Origin of the sequence: Paenibacillus phytorum (assembly GCF_013141715.1) — a bacterium.
GTDB classification, from domain to species: Bacteria; Bacillota; Bacilli; order Paenibacillales; family NBRC-103111; genus Paenibacillus_E; species Paenibacillus_E phytorum.
The window spans coordinates 1-15751 of the sequence record NZ_WHOA01000120.1 but is presented as its reverse complement, the minus strand read 5'-3'; the positions used below and the strand labels follow the sequence as shown (position 1 = coordinate 15751).

The following is a 15751-nucleotide window of genomic DNA, read 5'->3' as shown; positions in this document are numbered from 1 at the left end:
ATGGCCACGAACTCTCCATGATCAATATCTAAAGAGACGTCATCTAACGCTTTTATCGTTTCCTCGCCCATCGTATAGTATTTACTGGCATTCTCGATATGAATTAACGTCATAACCTTCACCTCCATTACTTGCACTAAGTCCAAATAATTGAAGTATCCGATTCGTAACCTTACCTCTTTGCTTTATAAAACTCATGATACAGCTTCATGAGCGCCCTTTTCTCAATCCGTGACACATACGAACGCGAAATCCCCAATTCCTTCGCAATCTCCCGCTGCGTCCGCTCCTCCCCGCCAAGCTCTAGCCCAAACCTGCCAACGACGACTTCCTTCTCGCGATCGTCCAAGATTTCCAAGTTCCGATATATTTTGCTCTTCTCTATCTTGAGCTGAACCTTATCCACGACATCGTCCGCTTCCGTTCCGAGGATGTCGATCAACGTAATCTCATTCCCCTCTTTGTCCGTTCCGATGGGGTCATGCAGCGACACATCCTTACGCGTTTTCTTAAGCGAACGCAGATACATAAGGATCTCGTTCTCGATACAGCGAGCCGCGAAAGTCGCGAGCTTGGTCCCTTTGTTCGGCGAGAACGACTCAATCGCTTTGATCAATCCGATCGCCCCAATCGAGATCAGATCCTCCAAATCTTCTCCTGTGTTGTCGAATTTTTTCACGATGTGGACACGAAGCAACGTAATTCTACCCAACTTTGAATATAAAAAATAAAAAGTTGCTTCTTAGCAACCCTGTGGAATTAAACTATCGTTTAACGTAATAACCCAAAGCTGTAACTGCAAGGGCGGTATGGATCTTCATACATGCTCCAGTCTGCTTTTAATAAATAACTGATCCATGGCATCATCGATGAGGTTAGAAAATCGCTGAGATTTCGTAAGACAAGAGCCGTCAGAATAAAGGAATACATAAAAAAACAACAAAGAAAGGCAAGTACCTAACCACTTCCCTAATATGTCTCTGCTACGTTCCACCAAGGTTCTGCCGGAATAAAGACAGCCAAGTACGTGTACAGCAAAACCAATAGAAGTCAGACACTCATCCCGACAATGGAGGAGATCCACGCATCCTGTTTAGCCTCTGAGGCAAGGCTCGATGGAAGCAGTATAATGGAAGTACCGATGATAAAGAACGATACATTTTTTTTGAATTAATTGGCTCCAATTATTTCACTCTCTGTCATCGATTCACATTCTCACTTTCATGTACCTGATCAGACCTTTAAGATGGGGCTGTAAACTTTCTTAATCCATTTCAAAGGACTTGGAACTTTAATTCCCAGATAAAAATTAATAAACTAAGTGAGAGTCCCACTTTGCATCTGCAGAGCCTGCTGTCAAGAAAGTCTCATTCAGTTCAAGAGGTTCCATAATAAAATGATTGATTATTGCGGTATCAGCCAGACCAGAGGTGTAAATAATTGCTGCTTCGACACTGTTTTGCCCTCCTGAACAAAATCCTCTTATAATAATATCTGAGCTGTTCCCTAGTTTGTTTTTGATATCTCAAGGTTCTCCCTAAGATCTCTTTTCAATGAATATTACATAATTTACCTAAATGACTTTAGATTAATACGAATCAAAGGCGATTACACAATTGTTGCACCAGAACAATATAGTTGATTCAATCAGAACAAAACGAATAAAGCCACCAAGGATAAATAAATGATCCTGGTGGCTTATAGTGTTAACTTCAAAAACTCCATAGACACTTTCAGCTGGAATGTAGGCTGCTCCACAATCTTCTTTATATACAAAGGGGCTGTACCATTGGTCATATATAACTAAGTCGAAAAACACAGCATACCGATATGTTAAGCTGAGTGACGGTCAATTTTTTATAAGTCCCGACCCCTCCATCATATGTAATTCAATCCGGAGGTGCTTGGAAACGGAACGGGGAAAAGTTCAAGAATCCCCGACTTCATATCGTCCGGCATACTAAGTTTCGGATCATGATCGAATAGTAACGACAAAATCTCCTGATCGCTGAAAGTGAAACTCTTACCCTTCCAGTACAACCGGTTACTTCCGTCGGACAAGGTCTCAATCTGAAGATGTCTGAAAGCCTCGTTGTTCTGCAGTAAATAAGGAGCAAGCTGGCGGATTAATATTTCAACATGAACGACCATCGCTGTTCCTTTTATCTGGGAACGTTTATACACACATCCAGAACTCTCGAATATGTAAGTAAGTTCATTTTCATGCCACGGTACGCAAATTTCCATTTCTTCCAACTGTTCTCTTTCGAACCCATATGCAATGATCGCCGCCACGATATCAGGCCTTCCTCCCCACTCGATAACAGTCGGACGGCCTCGCGGTTGCGAATAGGACGCCGAAGGCACACATGCGACGACATAACCGTGGAGTCGCCCCTCCTCTATGGCTACCCATACTTTATGATGAAGCTTTCGGTTGCTCGCCAATGGTTCCGCATGGATCAAAGCGGCCAAATCCCACAAGCTTTGCCCGTAACGAACTGGACGTTCTCCTGCAAGCCGGGCGATCTCGAACCAATCGACGGGTGCCATCTCACGGAAATGCAAGAGTTCCGCAGAAGCATTTTTCCGTATGGAATCCGTGCCCGCTGCGTTGATGTAAAAGGATGACACATCGCCGAAAGGACGACAACCAAACCGCTCATAGATCCCACCAGCCCCAGAAACAACAATAAGCGCAGCACCTGCCTGCAGGCTGTGCTCCTTGATTGCTCGCAAAATTTTCCCGGCATACCCCCGGCCCGTGTAATCAGGATCAGTACATACGGAACCAATAGAATACATGCTTAAGGTGGATGGCCCGATGTGGATCTGTGCAGGAACAAGACCAGCGAAGGACACTAATCGGTCACCGATAAAATATCCGAACGACTGGCCTAAGCCAGGGGAAAACACACTCGGATATGCCCTACCCATCGACACTTGCTCCGCATCGCGGAAGACAGCATCGGAAAGGCGAACGGCTGCCTCAAATTCGTTTGCACGCAGTAGACGGACTTCCTCCATGTCCTATACACCTCATTCTTTAAAATAAATCGGCATTCCAATCAGCTAATACTTTCATGAGCCTTTCATACCAAAAACTCCGTTCGGTTGAATAGGCATCCCGGCGTTCGCCATACGGTTAACCACCCCCTCAATGTTTAAGAGGGGGATATGGTCTCCAATTTGCAAATACTTTACACTCGCTTGATCTCAACGGTTCTTTGTTCTTGTCGAGACTGGTCCGCAGCGAATCCAATCAAGTGCCCGTGAAGTGACTTCTCCAGAGATGTGGAGGAGATCGATGGCACCGCCCCCTTCAGAACTTTTACGAAATCGGCGGCAAGAAGCAAGTCTCCTCCGCCATGCAGATCTCCTGATACTCCAACCTCAATCTGCTGCTCAGAATAAATGTGGCCTTTGCGAGTATCGGGATGTCGGATGACATAGGATCCTTCCTCCATTTCTCCCTGAATTTCGCCTTTAGTCCCCACAATATGGATGGAACGACCTGGTTTAGCCGTGCCCCCGGTCATGACATGCGTGCCAGAACTGCCATCTGCGAACTCCATAATTACCGTTTGATGATCGACTACATCATTATCGCAGCGCCAAACGCAACGACCGTACGGACTATCTGTTCGAAGCGATTCAGCCAATTCCTCATCACTTATTGTAACGCCCAAATGTGTATTATAGGTGACATATTCACTCCACAATCGCTGTTCAATATAATGTTTCCGCGCAGAATAAGGGCAATTGTCCTCTATTGAGCAGTCGACCAGACAGCGTGTGCCCGCCCCTGAAGGCGCTTTCTCAGGTCGGAATTGCTGGAGACCTCCGAAGCTGCTTACTTTCACCGGTTGAACGTCTCCTTTCATCCAGGCTAATACGTCCAAGTCGTGGCAGCTTTTAGCCATGAGCATGGAAGAACCGCCTTTATCCAAACGTCCCCATTTTCCTCTGACATAAGCCATTGCCATATGGTGGTAAGTGACGTTCTCGCTAGTCGTCAAACTGACAATATCGCCAATTACGCCATCAGCTATTTTTTGACGAATTGATGCATAGAATGGCGCATATCGCAGTACGTGACAAATCATTACTTTTCTGCCAAGGCGTTTGGCTTCTTCATACAGATTGAAGACTTCATCCACGTTGATGCCAATGGGTTTCTCTAACATAATGTCATATCCTGCCCTTAACAAAGGAATCGAAGTGGATACATGCAAATGGTCCATCGTTCCGTTAATCACGGCATCCGCTATCTTTGGTTTATTTATAAGCTCCTCAATATCAGAAAAACAACCTTCATCTAATAGATCAAATCTCTCCTTGGTAAGAGCTCTACGCTCAACATCCGGATCGACAACTCCGACAATTTTCATTTGATCAGGATGCATCTTGGCGAATGAGGCGTAAATCAAGCTGCGATGACCGGCACCTACGATTACAACAGTGACAGGTCTCTCGTGATCCACGGATAATTGGTTGCTCATTCTCAATTCCCCCTATTTATCAATCTCTTTATTACACCTACGCGCGTTCCAACCTTTAACAAATGTAAGATCAGAGTCACCCGCTTTTTGAAGGCAGAAATAGAGCGGGACTCAAGAGCGACCATAGTAAGTTTATCTGGACCCTTGAATCCCATCTTGAAATTCACTAATTCGGATAAATTCTCATTCCGTACATCTTTTATTTCACTTCACAGTCAATCATGACGTGAATCGTATACCCTTTATGCTCATTTCTAAGTTGGAATGCTCGCGCAACTTCCGCTAGCGGAACGACGTGTGTGATCATTTCTTCCGTGTTCACTAAACCGTCCAATACGAGGCGTAATCCTTCATCAAAATACCGCCGGTTGTCGATATCCCGCTTAGGCTCTGTAGAAAATATGTCCAGACGCTTTTTATGAACTTTAAAGAAATCGACTGGTGTATGACAAGTGCCGATACAGCCATACATGACAATACGTCCATTCTGTGCTGTGGCGTTGATGGCATCAACCATACCGTCGCCTTCCAGCAAGCAAGGTATTACAACGTCGAAACCATCAGGAAAGTCAGCGCCGACAATATCCATTGTATTGGCATGTTCATGCGGCATCTTATACGTATGAGTTGCCCCGTATTTTCGAGCGAGCGCTAATTTCTCATCGAATAAATCGGTGACGACCAAATTTTTCGGACTGAACATGCTCACTACTTGCGTCATGACGAGACCGCTTACGCCTTGACCTGTAATTAATACGTTTTTATTCGGAGAGATGTCTCCCAATTCGGCAGCGTGGATGATGCCGGGAAGCACTTCGATCAAGGAGCCTTCGATTAACGGAAGCTCCTTCGGGAGCACTTTCAGAGAGAAAGGCGTGCAGCACACATATTCGGCAAATGCGCCCCAGACATAGCGAAGTGCAACAGGGTCGCCTTCCTTGACACCGATCACATTCTTCCCTACCTTGTCGATCACTCCCGCCACTTCGTGACCCAGTCTTGTAGGGTAAGAAATAAACTCCGGCTCGCGGGCACCACGGAATACTTCAACGTCACTACCGCAAATACCGACCCATTTCACTTTAACCCGGACTTCGCCTTCCTTCGGTTCCGGGATTAAAGCGCGTCTTACGCTAATTTCACCGATTGCATCCATGACAGCGCACATCTGGGTGCCAGGACCATCGTGATCTACCAATTCCATTGGAGGAACAGACATTTTTCTAACCATGTTATGATTCTCCTTTCAATTTCCGGAATTTATGCCATGATTCCCCACATACGTTCACTTACTTCATAAGTGCATTTATCGTCATGTAAAGCGCGAATGATATCCTGCACAACTTCTTCCATCAAACTTAGATGACCTTCTACGGAAGCTCCGGCGACATGAGGGGTCAGCAGCACGTTGGGTAAGTTGCGCATTAGACTGTCTGCCGGCAACGGTTCCTTCTCGAACACGTCAAGGATGGCGTTGAAACGACCGCTTGCCAGCTCCTCCATGAAAGCCTGCTCATGGGCGACTGCTGCGCGCGACGAATTCATGAAGATGCCGCCATCCGGAATGCGCGCAAGCAGCTCGCGAGTCAGCATCCGATCTGTTGCTGGAACTTTCGGCGCATGTACCGAAATAATTGGACAGCTCATGACCTCCTCTAGCGTAGCCCTCGTTACCTGAAGAGCGGCTGCCGCCTCTTCAGTCAAGTACGGGTCATAGACCAGCACATTCACTTGGAACGGTGCTAGTAATTTAATAAACATGCGGGCTGTGGAGCTTGCTGAGATGATACCTACCGTGCTTCCGGTCAGTTCTCTGCCCTTCTGAACATGGTCTCTCCACCCGCCGTTTCGCACAGCAGCATCCAAAGCCGGCAAATGTCGCAAGGAAGTGAGCAGCGCAGCAAGGCAGAATTCACCAACGCTCAAGGCAATGCGGGGAGCTGCAGAGAATACTCGCACACCACGGCCAAAAATTTGTTTCGGCACGAGATGTTTCACGGTTCCAGCAGCATGTCCAACAGCGCGGAGATTGACTGCGCGGTTTAGCAAATCTTCATCCAGGCTTGGCGATCCCCAACTCGTTATAATGACCTCTGTATCGCCAACCAAGGAAGCCAGCTCTTCCTTCGTATAATCTTTGCCTGTTTCATTCCAAGAGACATCGAAATGCTCATTCAACAATGCCCGACATTTTACAGAACATACTTCCTTCAATCGCGACTCAGGCGATAGTACCAACGCTTTCTTTTTCATCTTTATCGTCCCTTCTTTATTAGGATTGGATCGGAATCACCTGATGTGTACGCATCGATTCGAAACAAGCATCGATGACCTTCATCACACGGATGATTTCCTTCCCGGATGCAAGCGGTTCCCTGTTTTCGCGTATCGCATCCGTAAACTCCTCAAGCTGTCGCGTAAAATTCGCGTTCGTACGCTCGCACTCTGCCTGCTTCTCACCGTTTAACGTTAGTTCGTACTCATCTTTCAGGTGCATCATGCCATTAGATCCGATCAAATACCGATCATAGATACTATTCTGCGTCGACCAGATCCGTTTGCCCGTCAAACCTTCTTTATCTGTCGCCCGAGCGCCCGCATTGAACGACATGAGCAGATTGGCCATTTGACCTTCCCCGAAGTTCAGCGAGATCGCTACCTCATCCTCGCCGCTCCAATTCGGATTGTTGGAATGACCTTGCGCATACACCGAGACCGGCATTTTATCATAAGCCCATATGACATAATCCAGGATATGACTTCCCCATAGTGGGATAATAAAACCGCCGATCTTCGATTCGTCCTTCCACCAATCCGTAGCGGGCTTATCCATATGAGCCAGTAGCAGCGCATTGATATTAATCAAGCTGCCGATTTCATTAGCTCTTATGCGATGAATGGACTCGGTCACAGGACTAAAAAAGCGGCGGCTTTGTCCAATCATGAGCACAGATTTGCTTTCTTCAGCAGCAGCAACCATCTCCTCAGCCTCATGCACATTCATCGCCATCGGCTTCTCGACCAGCACATGCTTGCCGGCTCTAAGCGCTTTGATCGTATATTCAGCATGAAGATCATGAGGCAGCAGCAGCAGGAAAGCATCAATATTCGGGTCATGAATCGCATCCTCATATGAAGTGTAGGTCTTTACTCCCTCCCACTGCGATGCTTCCTGCTCGGCTTTGCTAGCATCGCGGGAAACTAACGCAGTAAGCTCAATTTTGCCAGAAAGCTCCCGCACTGCCGGGAGGTGGGACTTCGAGACGCGTCCCAGGCCGACAACCGCTAATCTTAATTTAGGTAGCATGGTATTCCCCTCTCCTTCCAAGCTTATTTACTGTTTTTTCTATCCTGGTATGCTTGGTTGAACTCATCGATCATTTTCATATAGTTCGCATCTGCTTTGTACGATTTCACCAGAGCATCCCATGACTCAATCGGTTCTTTCCCCATAATAACCTTAGTTTTCATATCATCCATTTTCTTTTTGAAATCGGGTCCCATTTTCAGATCGATATCGGAAAACAACCCGACGGAAACATCCGACACACCGTAATTTGCACGATCATCGACGATCTTCTTATTACGCTCGAACACCTCTCTTGGCATGCCTACACGGTACGCCCACAAATATGGGTCGTATTTTTCAAAAATTTTACCGAACGAGCTTTGCGATACACTGTCTTTGACTGCCTGTTCCGTCGTCGTTTTGAAACCGTCTACCACTTTGAAATGAATATCCTTGAGACCAAAGCAAGCGAGCTCAAATCCCTCATCGGACGCTCCGTAGTCCAATAATGCAAGAATCTTTTTCATTTTGGCTTCCGGAACTTTTTTAGGGATCACATATAAGCCGGTAAAACCGGTGCCAGTTAGAACCATTTTACCTTGAGGCCCTTCCAAATACGTCATGGCGACGAAATCAGCCTTCGGATCCAGCTTTTGTGCGCCTTCTGTAGACCGGAATACACCTTCCGTTGTGTCGCTTTGTACGCCAACTTTGCCTGCTTTCGCCATGTTCTCAAAGTCGGTTGTTTTCATGATAGAGAAGTCCTCTGGTATTATTTTATCCTTGAACATCTTGTTCAAATAAACAAGTCCGTCTCGTGTTCCCGGTTCCAGGTCGGTATCCACCAACTTGCCGTTCACTTCTTTCCATTTCCCGTTGCTCTTGTTGAAAATATCGATAATATTGTTCCAATTTTTTCCGTTATAGCCGTAGGTGTCGTTTTTACCGTTTCGATCCGGGTCTTTGTCCACGAAAGCCTTAAGCGCGATATAGAAGTCATCCAGCGTTTGCGGCATCGGCAGGCCGACGTTATTCAACCAGTCAGTTCGAATATTGAAGAAGGTATTACCTTGCAATGGGCGAACGGATGGCAGCATATACTGTTTACCATCTACTTTCGCCCGATCCATGATTTCTTTCGGATAAGCCGACAAGTTTTTGTAATCCTTCAAATACGGCCCCAAATCCCAGAAGGCCCCTTGCTTGATCATATTGATCGCCTGCACCTGCTTCATATCTATGATCCTCATAAGATCCGGCATGTCTCCGGAAGCCAGCAGCACGTTTTGCTTTTCTGCCAAAGCATTCGACGAGGTCCACATGATGTTCAGTTTCGTGTTCGTCCGTTTCTCGAACTCCTTCGTCACCGGGTTGTCCGCCGCAGGAGGTTCCGGCGTACTGAACTCTGTAAAAATGCTGATTTCCGTCGGCTTTTCATCCTTCGCGGCACCATTTGCTCCTTGGGAACTATCTGCCCCAGAGCAAGCTGAAAGCATCGATGTGAGTAACATGATCGTCACTGACGTTGGCACAAAACTGCATTTTGTCACACTTTTCTTACCCCTCATATGAACCCTCCTCATATTCTTGCAAAAATGATTATCCTTTCACTGAGCCTAGCATTACACCTTTGGCAAAATGCTTTTGCAGGAACGGATAAACACATAGGATCGGAACCGTTGCAATTACGACCGCAGCCATTTTTAAAGTTTCGGCAGGGATATTTTGTTCCGCCATCATTCCGGCAGCCGCCGATCCCCCTGCTTGTGTGGATGAGTCAATCAGCATGTTGCGAAGTACGAGCTGCAGCGGCCATTTGCCATGATCATTGATGTACAATACCGCACTAAAAAAGGTGTTCCAATAAGCGACAGCGTAAAATAATCCGAAAGCGGCAAGCGCAGGCAGCGACAAAGGCAGGACGATCTTGAAAAATACGCCGATATCGGTCGATCCATCAATCACTGCTGACTCCTCCAGCTCCACTGGAATGCTATCGAAGAAGCTTTTCATCAGAAGGACATACCACCCGCTAGTCAACACCGGTATGATTAGCGACCATATACTATTGATCAGGCCCAGATCGCGAACAAGCAAGTAAGGCGGAATTAGTCCCGGGCTGAATAAGAGTGTAATCAAAATCATGAGCATTAAAATTCTGCGCCCCATCAACCGTTTGCGTGACAATCCATAGGCAAGCGCTGCCGTGATCACGAGGCTTAATGCCGTTCCGACAGTAGCCAGAAAGCCGCTCACCAATGTTGCGTTCTTAAAGGCTGATGTAGATAACAAATACTTGTAAGAATCGAAACTCCATTTTGTCGGAAATAAAATGAATCCCTGCTTCTGGATGTACTCGACTGGATCGGTAAAAGATACAACAAATACATAGTAAAGTGGAAAAAGTGTAATTATAGCTATCATACACAAAAGTATCACGTTTGCCGTATCGAATAGACGGGCGCCTAGACTTCTCTTCATTCATCTCACCCCATTACCAAGTGATTAGTAAACCCTGATTAATAAACCCCTTCTTCGCCGAACCGTTTCGCCAACTTATTCGCTGAAATAACCAGAATGAACCCGATGACTGATTTGAATAAGCCGACAGCTGTGCTAAAACTGAATTGGCCTTGTTGAATACCAAGCCGGTAAACATAAGTTTCAAATACATCTGCGACGTTGGACACGGCCCCATTCATCATCAGGAACACTTGCTCGAAACCTACATCCATGATGTGGCCGAGCCTTAAGATGAACAACACGACGATCACACTGCGGATTGCAGGAAGCGTAACGTGCCATGCTTGGCGAAGACGGTTCGCCCCGTCCATTTTTGCTGCTTCATAAAGTTGGGGATCTACACCCGCAATTGCGGCAAGGAAAATAATTGTCCCCCAACCTGTTTCTTTCCAAATATTTTGTATCGTCAACAGCGCCCAAAAATTATTCTCATTGGTCAAAAAGTCGTACTTGGCAAATCCCAAACTCACCAGCATTTTGTTGAAAATACCCGACGACTGCGATAGTAACAGGAACGATACCCCCGCAATAATTACCCATGATAAAAAATGCGGCATGTAGACAATGGATTGAATCCACTTTTTGTAAACAGCGTTACGAAGCTCATTCAACAGCAATGACAATACGATCGGCAGCGGGAAAAAGAAGATGAGATTCAACACGCTGATTGCCAGCGTATTACGGAACAGCAAGTAAAAATCCGGATTGGAAAAGAAGCGGATAAAATGCTCAAGGCCGACCCACTCGCTTCCCATGACACCTTGATAGGGGGAATAGTCTTGAAAGGCGATGACGATGCCCCACATCGGAACGTATTTAAAAATCAGGAAAAATAACACGCCGGGAGCGATTAATGCATACAGAAATTTATCTCTTCTGAGATTGTAGATCACATGCTTGAATCTGCTCTTAGGTGCAGATCGAGCTAAATTGGTTACATGCATTTCATTTTGAGCTGCCATCATTTGCACCTCCTTTGCTAATCTGATCAACGTTCAGGTTTTGCTATTCGTTCCATAGTGACTTCGCATAAGCAAAGTCTTCGGCGATGTAACGATCCTTGTTTACCAGATCCGTATATTCTGCCGTTAAGCATACAACCCCGCTATAGCTTCGATCTCTCAAAGAGCGGACAATTCGCGGCCAATGCGCCATTCCGTGCCTGCCGGTCGTATAGTGACATCTCCATTCCGCCGTTTCGGCTTCGGGACCGTTATTGCGGACGAAAAAGCCATTCTTCAAATTCACCATTGCGAGATGAGTCTTGACGATCTCAAGTCCATATTCCGGCTGCTGCCCGGCAAGAGCATCATGCGCGGCATCCCAGACGACGCCGACATACTCGCAGCTGATATTCTCCATTAAACGCATAATTCCATTGGAATCGTTGATATACTTGCCATTATGCTGTTGGACACCAATTTTTACGCCATATTGCTCACAAAGTGGAGCGAGCTTCTCCAGCTTTCGCTTCATCCTTTCCTCCGTCGCTTTATAGCCATCCGGATCGATATCAACCATGATTCGGATAAGCGGAACTCCAGCTGCTTGACATGCGGCGAATATCGATTCATCGGCTGGAGCCGCGACGCTGAAAATGCGGACGTCCTGCTCGGCGAGTTGTGCCGCTAAGGCTGGGAGCGTTTGCTGTGCGGTAGCTGGTTCGACATGAAAGCCGGCGCGAATCGGAAGCTCAATGCCATCGAAGCCGACACATTTTACAAACTCACCCAGTTTCGACACCGGAAGGTCCTTCCAATGCTTGACGAATAATGAGAATGAAATGGGTTTATCCGCATTTATCATTTCACTGTACTCTCCTTTAGTATTTGCTTTATACATTCATGGTTTGAAGCAAATACTGTAAATCCGTGTAGCATTGTTGGGCAAGGACAGTATGAACAGGCAGATCCGAACCCTGCTTACTGACGCTTTCAATAGTGAGATAACCACTATATCCGATCTGCTCCAAGCCTCTAAACACCTCGTACCAGTCAATTCCACCCTGGTTGATCAGACGATGGCAAAAATAGCGCTCTTCCTCCATGCTCGTCTTGGGAACTACCCGATGATACTTGCCAATATGCGGTACATAATCGTTGTAACCAAATGCCCATGGATATTGCTTGCCTTTCAGTTGAATAATATCTTTAACATGGATATTGAACAGATAGGGCTTCAAACGTTCAATCGTCGAAATACCGTATTCGGTCGGTACTTGATATAAGTTGACAGGATCGAGAATAAGCCCGACATTGCTGCGCCCTACGCTTTCAATAAATGCAATCGATGCATCTGCCGTATCGCAAAGTGTGCCGTGGTGCATCTCGATGACAGCACGAATATTGCGTTCGCTTGCCATATCGGCACACCGCTGGAACAAGCGGACTGCTTTGGCATAGTCCTCTGCCGACACTTCATCCGAATGAATAAATCCCGGGTTCAGCCTCATCATGCCGCAGCCAATCGTAGAGGCAAAGTCTAGGTAGCGTGCCCACTTTAAAACTTCTTCTTCATTCTCATCATCAGAGTTACATGCAAATCCCCCTGCAAATAAAGAAAGATTCGTTGGAATGAGCTTGTAGCTCTCCAGCATCGCCTTAATTTGCTGCGCCCTTTCTTCTGGGATATAGCCATCCTTCAGTTCGCCAACCCCACGGATCTCGACTCCCTGATAACCAATAGCAGCAGCATCCTTCAAAAAGTGCTCGATGGTGGAATCATCGTACATATTCCCGCCAAGTACAATCGTTGCTTTCATAACGTCCCCTCCATAATAGCGCTTTCATTTCACATGGATATCATAATGGAATTCTCATACTTTTGTCAATATCTAAATTAAGTTGCGAAAGTAACCCAAATAAATCTCCTCGAAGTAGGAATAATACTAATATTCACTTGATCTTTGTTCTATTTTTCACTAAATTAATAGTAGATATCGTTGCATACCCAATAGGCGTACAAAATGAGACAGTGATGGTGAAGCTTATGATAATTTCTAATAAAAGCGATCAAAAAGGCAGTAAAACGAGCATTATCCAAGCACTGCGCAAGCACGGTTCCATGCCTCGTATTCAATTGACTAAGATTACCGATTTAAGCCGCGCGACAATTTCGTCAACAATCTCAGAACTGATTGAATGCAACCTTGTCCAGGAAACGGAGAAAGCACCGTCTACAGGCGGCCGTCCCGCGATTGCTTTGGAGCTCGTACCTGGATCACACGCTATAATAGGCGCCGACCTGGATAATCAGATTTGGACCCTATGCAAGTTTGACTTACTAGGGAATGTCTTGCATATGACTAAAATTCCAGTAAGCTCGCCTCGTCCCGAATCCGCAGTTCAAGCGCTGATCGAGCATATCTCCGACACTGCCAAAGGAGCAGAAAAAGAGCTTATTCAAATGATCGGCCTAAGTGTACCTGGTTTAGTGGACACGAGGAAAGGTACGATCAAAAGCGCAGCGGACTTGGGCTGGGCGAATGTGGATATGGAGGATATGGTCACCAAAGCGTCCGGCTGGCCTGCGGTAGCCATGAACCGTCACCGCGCCCGGGGACTCGCGGAGTGCAGGTTTGGCTCTGGCAGAGACTATGAGCATATGATTTATGTCGGTGTCGGCTCTGGCATTGCGGCGGGGATCTTCAACGATCGCCAGCTCGTCTCCGGCTCATTCGGAGGGGCCGGAGAGCTGGGGCATATTACGATGGAGCCGGATGGCCCTGTTTGTCCATGCGGTAATAACGGCTGCCTTCATCTGTATGCCACAGCTCCCGCCATCGAGCAGGAAGCACGTCGACTGCTCAGGTCAGGAATGGATAGCAGCTTGTTGAATCAGAAGCTTCCCGGCAATGATCTCCAGCTCCTCCAAGCCCGTGATGTATGTAAAGCGGCAGATGAAGGGGACGAATTAGCCGTGCAAGTCATCAACCATGCCGCCACATACCTCGGCATCGCTCTGGCTAATCTCGTCAATTTACTGAATCCAGAAGCAATCATCCTCGGCGGTTTTATTCCAGGCATGTGCCGTACTTATGTAAAAACAGCTACAAAAGTAATGAACCAACGCTCCATGCCCGCCCTTTCCTCGGGAATATCCTTGCATACGGCTGTACTGGGCGAACTCGGAGGCGCTCTGGGAGCGATCAACTTTGCGTTAGATAAACATTTTTCTTACACCATGATTCAATAGGTTGTGGTGCAAAGCTCTAATTCATGATAACGTAATTGATAATGAAGTCATTGGGATGCAGCTTATTTTGGAAACGAAAATGGATTTATTTAAATGGAAGCAATATGAATCGGCGATCATTTTACTAACGGTGAGATGGTATTTGAAATATAGTTTAAGCTATCGAGATTTAGTCGAAATGATGAGCGAGCGAGGATTAAAGATTTCCCATACGACGATCATGAGATGGGTCCATGAATATGGACCAGAAATCGACAAACGAATCCGTCCCTTTTTGAAACCTACGAACGATTCTTGGAGGACTGACGAAATCTATGTCAAAGTCAAAGGTCAGTGGAAGTATCTATATCGGGCAGTTGATTCTATGGGGAAAACCATTGATTTCATGTTATCTGAAAATCGGGACATGCCGGCAGCTAAGCGTTTCTTTACAAAGGCCTTGTCCTCTCCACATAATCAAATCCCACGTATAGTCACCTTGGATAAAAATCCAGCATATCCACCAGCAATACAAGAGTTAATAAAGCGGAAATCCCTACCAAAAGAAATCTTGATTAGACAGACAAAATATCTAAACAACATTGTGGAGCAAGATCACCGATTCATTAAGAAAATCACAAAACCGATGCTTGGTTTCAAATCATTTCTAACTGCAGAACAGACGTTAAAGGGAATCGAGGCTATGTATATGATTAGGAAAGGGCAGGCCGAAAATAATTCGTCTGTCCTCTCTGCAGTTGAATGGCTTAATAAAATATTTGGTATTATGGCATAGTTAATTACAATTTATTGGGAAATTGCTATCTTTTTTAATTCTTGCACCACAACCCATTTTCTCAAGTCAGCTCATTTTTTGAAATTTTTCATTGAATAAATCAAAGAAAACAAAACAAACCGGAACCCCTTGTTTGGAGCTCCGGTCTTATAAACTCTAAACAACTTCATTCAACCGCCCATCCCGAAACCGCACAATCCGCTTCGCCTGCTGCGCAATCAATAAGTCATGCGTAATCAAAATAATCGTACGACCTTGTTCATTTAATCTCTTTAAAATGTTTAAAATCTCCACACCTGTCTTTGAATCTAACGCTCCCGTAGGCTCATCCGCCAAAATGATTGACGGATCTCCTGCCAATGCTCGCGCAATAGCAACACGCTGCTGCTGCCCGCCAGATAGCTCTGATGGAAAATGCTTCTTTCGATCCAATAAATCAACCGATTCCAGTGCATGTAAGACGAGCGG

At 46.1% G+C, this 15751-nt stretch carries 15 protein-coding genes and 1 pseudogene; 2 read left to right on the top strand and 14 right to left on the bottom strand.

Annotation, left to right across the window (positions count from 1 at the left end):
• Positions 1 to 172: 172 nt before the first annotated feature.
• The 13 genes and pseudogenes from sigK to GC098_RS17860 form a co-directional block, all read right to left on the bottom strand.
• A pseudogene (sigK, locus tag GC098_RS17915) lies at positions 173 to 694 on the bottom strand (RNA polymerase sporulation sigma factor SigK); the annotation flags it as partial.
• A 123-nt stretch (positions 695 to 817) separates the two neighbouring features.
• Positions 818 to 1084, bottom strand: coding sequence for a GerAB/ArcD/ProY family transporter (locus GC098_RS41650; RefSeq protein WP_376773899.1), 267 nt, complete (start codon positions 1082 to 1084; stop codon positions 818 to 820).
• A gap of 225 nt (positions 1085 to 1309) precedes the next feature.
• Positions 1310 to 1522 carry a spore germination protein gene (locus tag GC098_RS41645; RefSeq protein WP_171644514.1) on the bottom strand — a complete coding sequence of 71 codons (213 nt, stop codon included), beginning with the start codon at positions 1520 to 1522 and terminating at the stop codon, positions 1310 to 1312.
• Positions 1523 to 1878: 356 nt separating this feature from the next.
• Positions 1879 to 3027, bottom strand: a complete 1149-nt coding sequence (locus GC098_RS17905) for a GNAT family N-acetyltransferase (RefSeq protein ID WP_171644506.1) — start codon at positions 3025 to 3027, stop codon at positions 1879 to 1881.
• Positions 3028 to 3200: 173 nt separating this feature from the next.
• Positions 3201 to 4502, bottom strand: a complete 1302-nt coding sequence (locus tag GC098_RS17900) for a Gfo/Idh/MocA family protein (protein ID WP_171644504.1) — start codon at positions 4500 to 4502, stop codon at positions 3201 to 3203.
• Between the two features lie 199 nt (positions 4503 to 4701).
• Positions 4702 to 5733: a zinc-dependent alcohol dehydrogenase gene (locus tag GC098_RS17895; protein ID WP_171644502.1), complete on the bottom strand. Its 1032-nt coding sequence runs from the start codon at positions 5731 to 5733 to the stop codon at positions 4702 to 4704.
• A gap of 29 nt (positions 5734 to 5762) precedes the next feature.
• Positions 5763 to 6755 carry a hydroxyacid dehydrogenase gene (locus GC098_RS17890; RefSeq protein ID WP_171644500.1) on the bottom strand — a complete coding sequence of 331 codons (993 nt, stop codon included), beginning with the start codon at positions 6753 to 6755 and terminating at the stop codon, positions 5763 to 5765.
• 19 nt (positions 6756 to 6774) lie between these two features.
• Entirely contained in the window at positions 6775 to 7809 is a 1035-nt protein-coding gene (locus GC098_RS17885; protein ID WP_171644498.1) for a Gfo/Idh/MocA family protein, read from the bottom strand.
• Positions 7810 to 7832: 23 nt separating this feature from the next.
• Positions 7833 to 9359, bottom strand: coding sequence for an extracellular solute-binding protein (locus tag GC098_RS17880; RefSeq protein WP_216625317.1), 1527 nt, complete (start codon positions 9357 to 9359; stop codon positions 7833 to 7835).
• A gap of 31 nt (positions 9360 to 9390) precedes the next feature.
• The gene (locus GC098_RS17875) at positions 9391 to 10272 is read right to left on the bottom strand and encodes a carbohydrate ABC transporter permease (protein ID WP_171644496.1); all 882 of its coding nucleotides are present in this window, start codon (positions 10270 to 10272) and stop codon (positions 9391 to 9393) included.
• A 38-nt stretch (positions 10273 to 10310) separates the two neighbouring features.
• Positions 10311 to 11276: an ABC transporter permease gene (locus GC098_RS17870; RefSeq protein ID WP_171644494.1), complete on the bottom strand. Its 966-nt coding sequence runs from the start codon at positions 11274 to 11276 to the stop codon at positions 10311 to 10313.
• Between the two features lie 43 nt (positions 11277 to 11319).
• On the bottom strand, positions 11320 to 12120 hold the full coding sequence (locus GC098_RS17865) for a sugar phosphate isomerase/epimerase family protein (RefSeq protein ID WP_171644493.1): 801 nt from the start codon (positions 12118 to 12120) through the stop codon (positions 11320 to 11322).
• Between the two features lie 28 nt (positions 12121 to 12148).
• On the bottom strand, positions 12149 to 13075 hold the full coding sequence (locus GC098_RS17860; protein ID WP_171644491.1) for a sugar phosphate isomerase/epimerase family protein: 927 nt from the start codon (positions 13073 to 13075) through the stop codon (positions 12149 to 12151).
• A gap of 227 nt (positions 13076 to 13302) precedes the next feature.
• On the opposite strand from GC098_RS17860, the gene GC098_RS17855 reads away from it, so the two are divergent.
• Entirely contained in the window at positions 13303 to 14508 is a 1206-nt protein-coding gene (locus tag GC098_RS17855) for an ROK family transcriptional regulator (RefSeq protein WP_171644510.1), read from the top strand.
• 55 nt (positions 14509 to 14563) lie between these two features.
• Positions 14564 to 15283, top strand: coding sequence for an IS6 family transposase (locus GC098_RS17850; protein ID WP_376773898.1), 720 nt, complete (start codon positions 14564 to 14566; stop codon positions 15281 to 15283).
• Between the two features lie 156 nt (positions 15284 to 15439).
• Here the strand turns inward: GC098_RS17850 and GC098_RS17845 are convergent.
• On the bottom strand, positions 15440 to 15751 hold a 312-nt coding region (locus tag GC098_RS17845), incomplete at its 5' end, for an ABC transporter ATP-binding protein (RefSeq protein WP_171644489.1).

Bases quoted from the DNA above. Each gene is read 5' to 3' on its own strand.
- GC098_RS17905 (WP_171644506.1), bottom strand. From the start codon at position 3,027: ATGGAGGAAGTCCGTCTACTGCGTGCAAACGAATTTGAGGCAGCCGTT.
- GC098_RS17900 (WP_171644504.1), bottom strand. From the start codon at position 4,502: ATGAGCAACCAATTATCCGTGGATCACGAGAGACCTGTCACTGTTGTA.
- GC098_RS17895 (WP_171644502.1), bottom strand. From the start codon at position 5,733: ATGGTTAGAAAAATGTCTGTTCCTCCAATGGAATTGGTAGATCACGAT.
- GC098_RS17890 (WP_171644500.1), bottom strand. From the start codon at position 6,755: ATGAAAAAGAAAGCGTTGGTACTATCGCCTGAGTCGCGATTGAAGGAA.
- GC098_RS17885 (WP_171644498.1), bottom strand. From the start codon at position 7,809: ATGCTACCTAAATTAAGATTAGCGGTTGTCGGCCTGGGACGCGTCTCG.
- GC098_RS17880 (WP_216625317.1), bottom strand. From the start codon at position 9,359: ATGAGGGGTAAGAAAAGTGTGACAAAATGCAGTTTTGTGCCAACGTCA.
- GC098_RS17875 (WP_171644496.1), bottom strand. From the start codon at position 10,272: ATGAAGAGAAGTCTAGGCGCCCGTCTATTCGATACGGCAAACGTGATA.
- GC098_RS17870 (WP_171644494.1), bottom strand. From the start codon at position 11,276: ATGGCAGCTCAAAATGAAATGCATGTAACCAATTTAGCTCGATCTGCA.
- GC098_RS17865 (WP_171644493.1), bottom strand. From the start codon at position 12,120: ATGATAAATGCGGATAAACCCATTTCATTCTCATTATTCGTCAAGCAT.
- GC098_RS17860 (WP_171644491.1), bottom strand. From the start codon at position 13,075: ATGAAAGCAACGATTGTACTTGGCGGGAATATGTACGATGATTCCACC.
- GC098_RS17855 (WP_171644510.1), top strand. From the start codon at position 13,303: ATGATAATTTCTAATAAAAGCGATCAAAAAGGCAGTAAAACGAGCATT.
- GC098_RS17850 (WP_376773898.1), top strand. From the start codon at position 14,564: ATGCAGCTTATTTTGGAAACGAAAATGGATTTATTTAAATGGAAGCAA.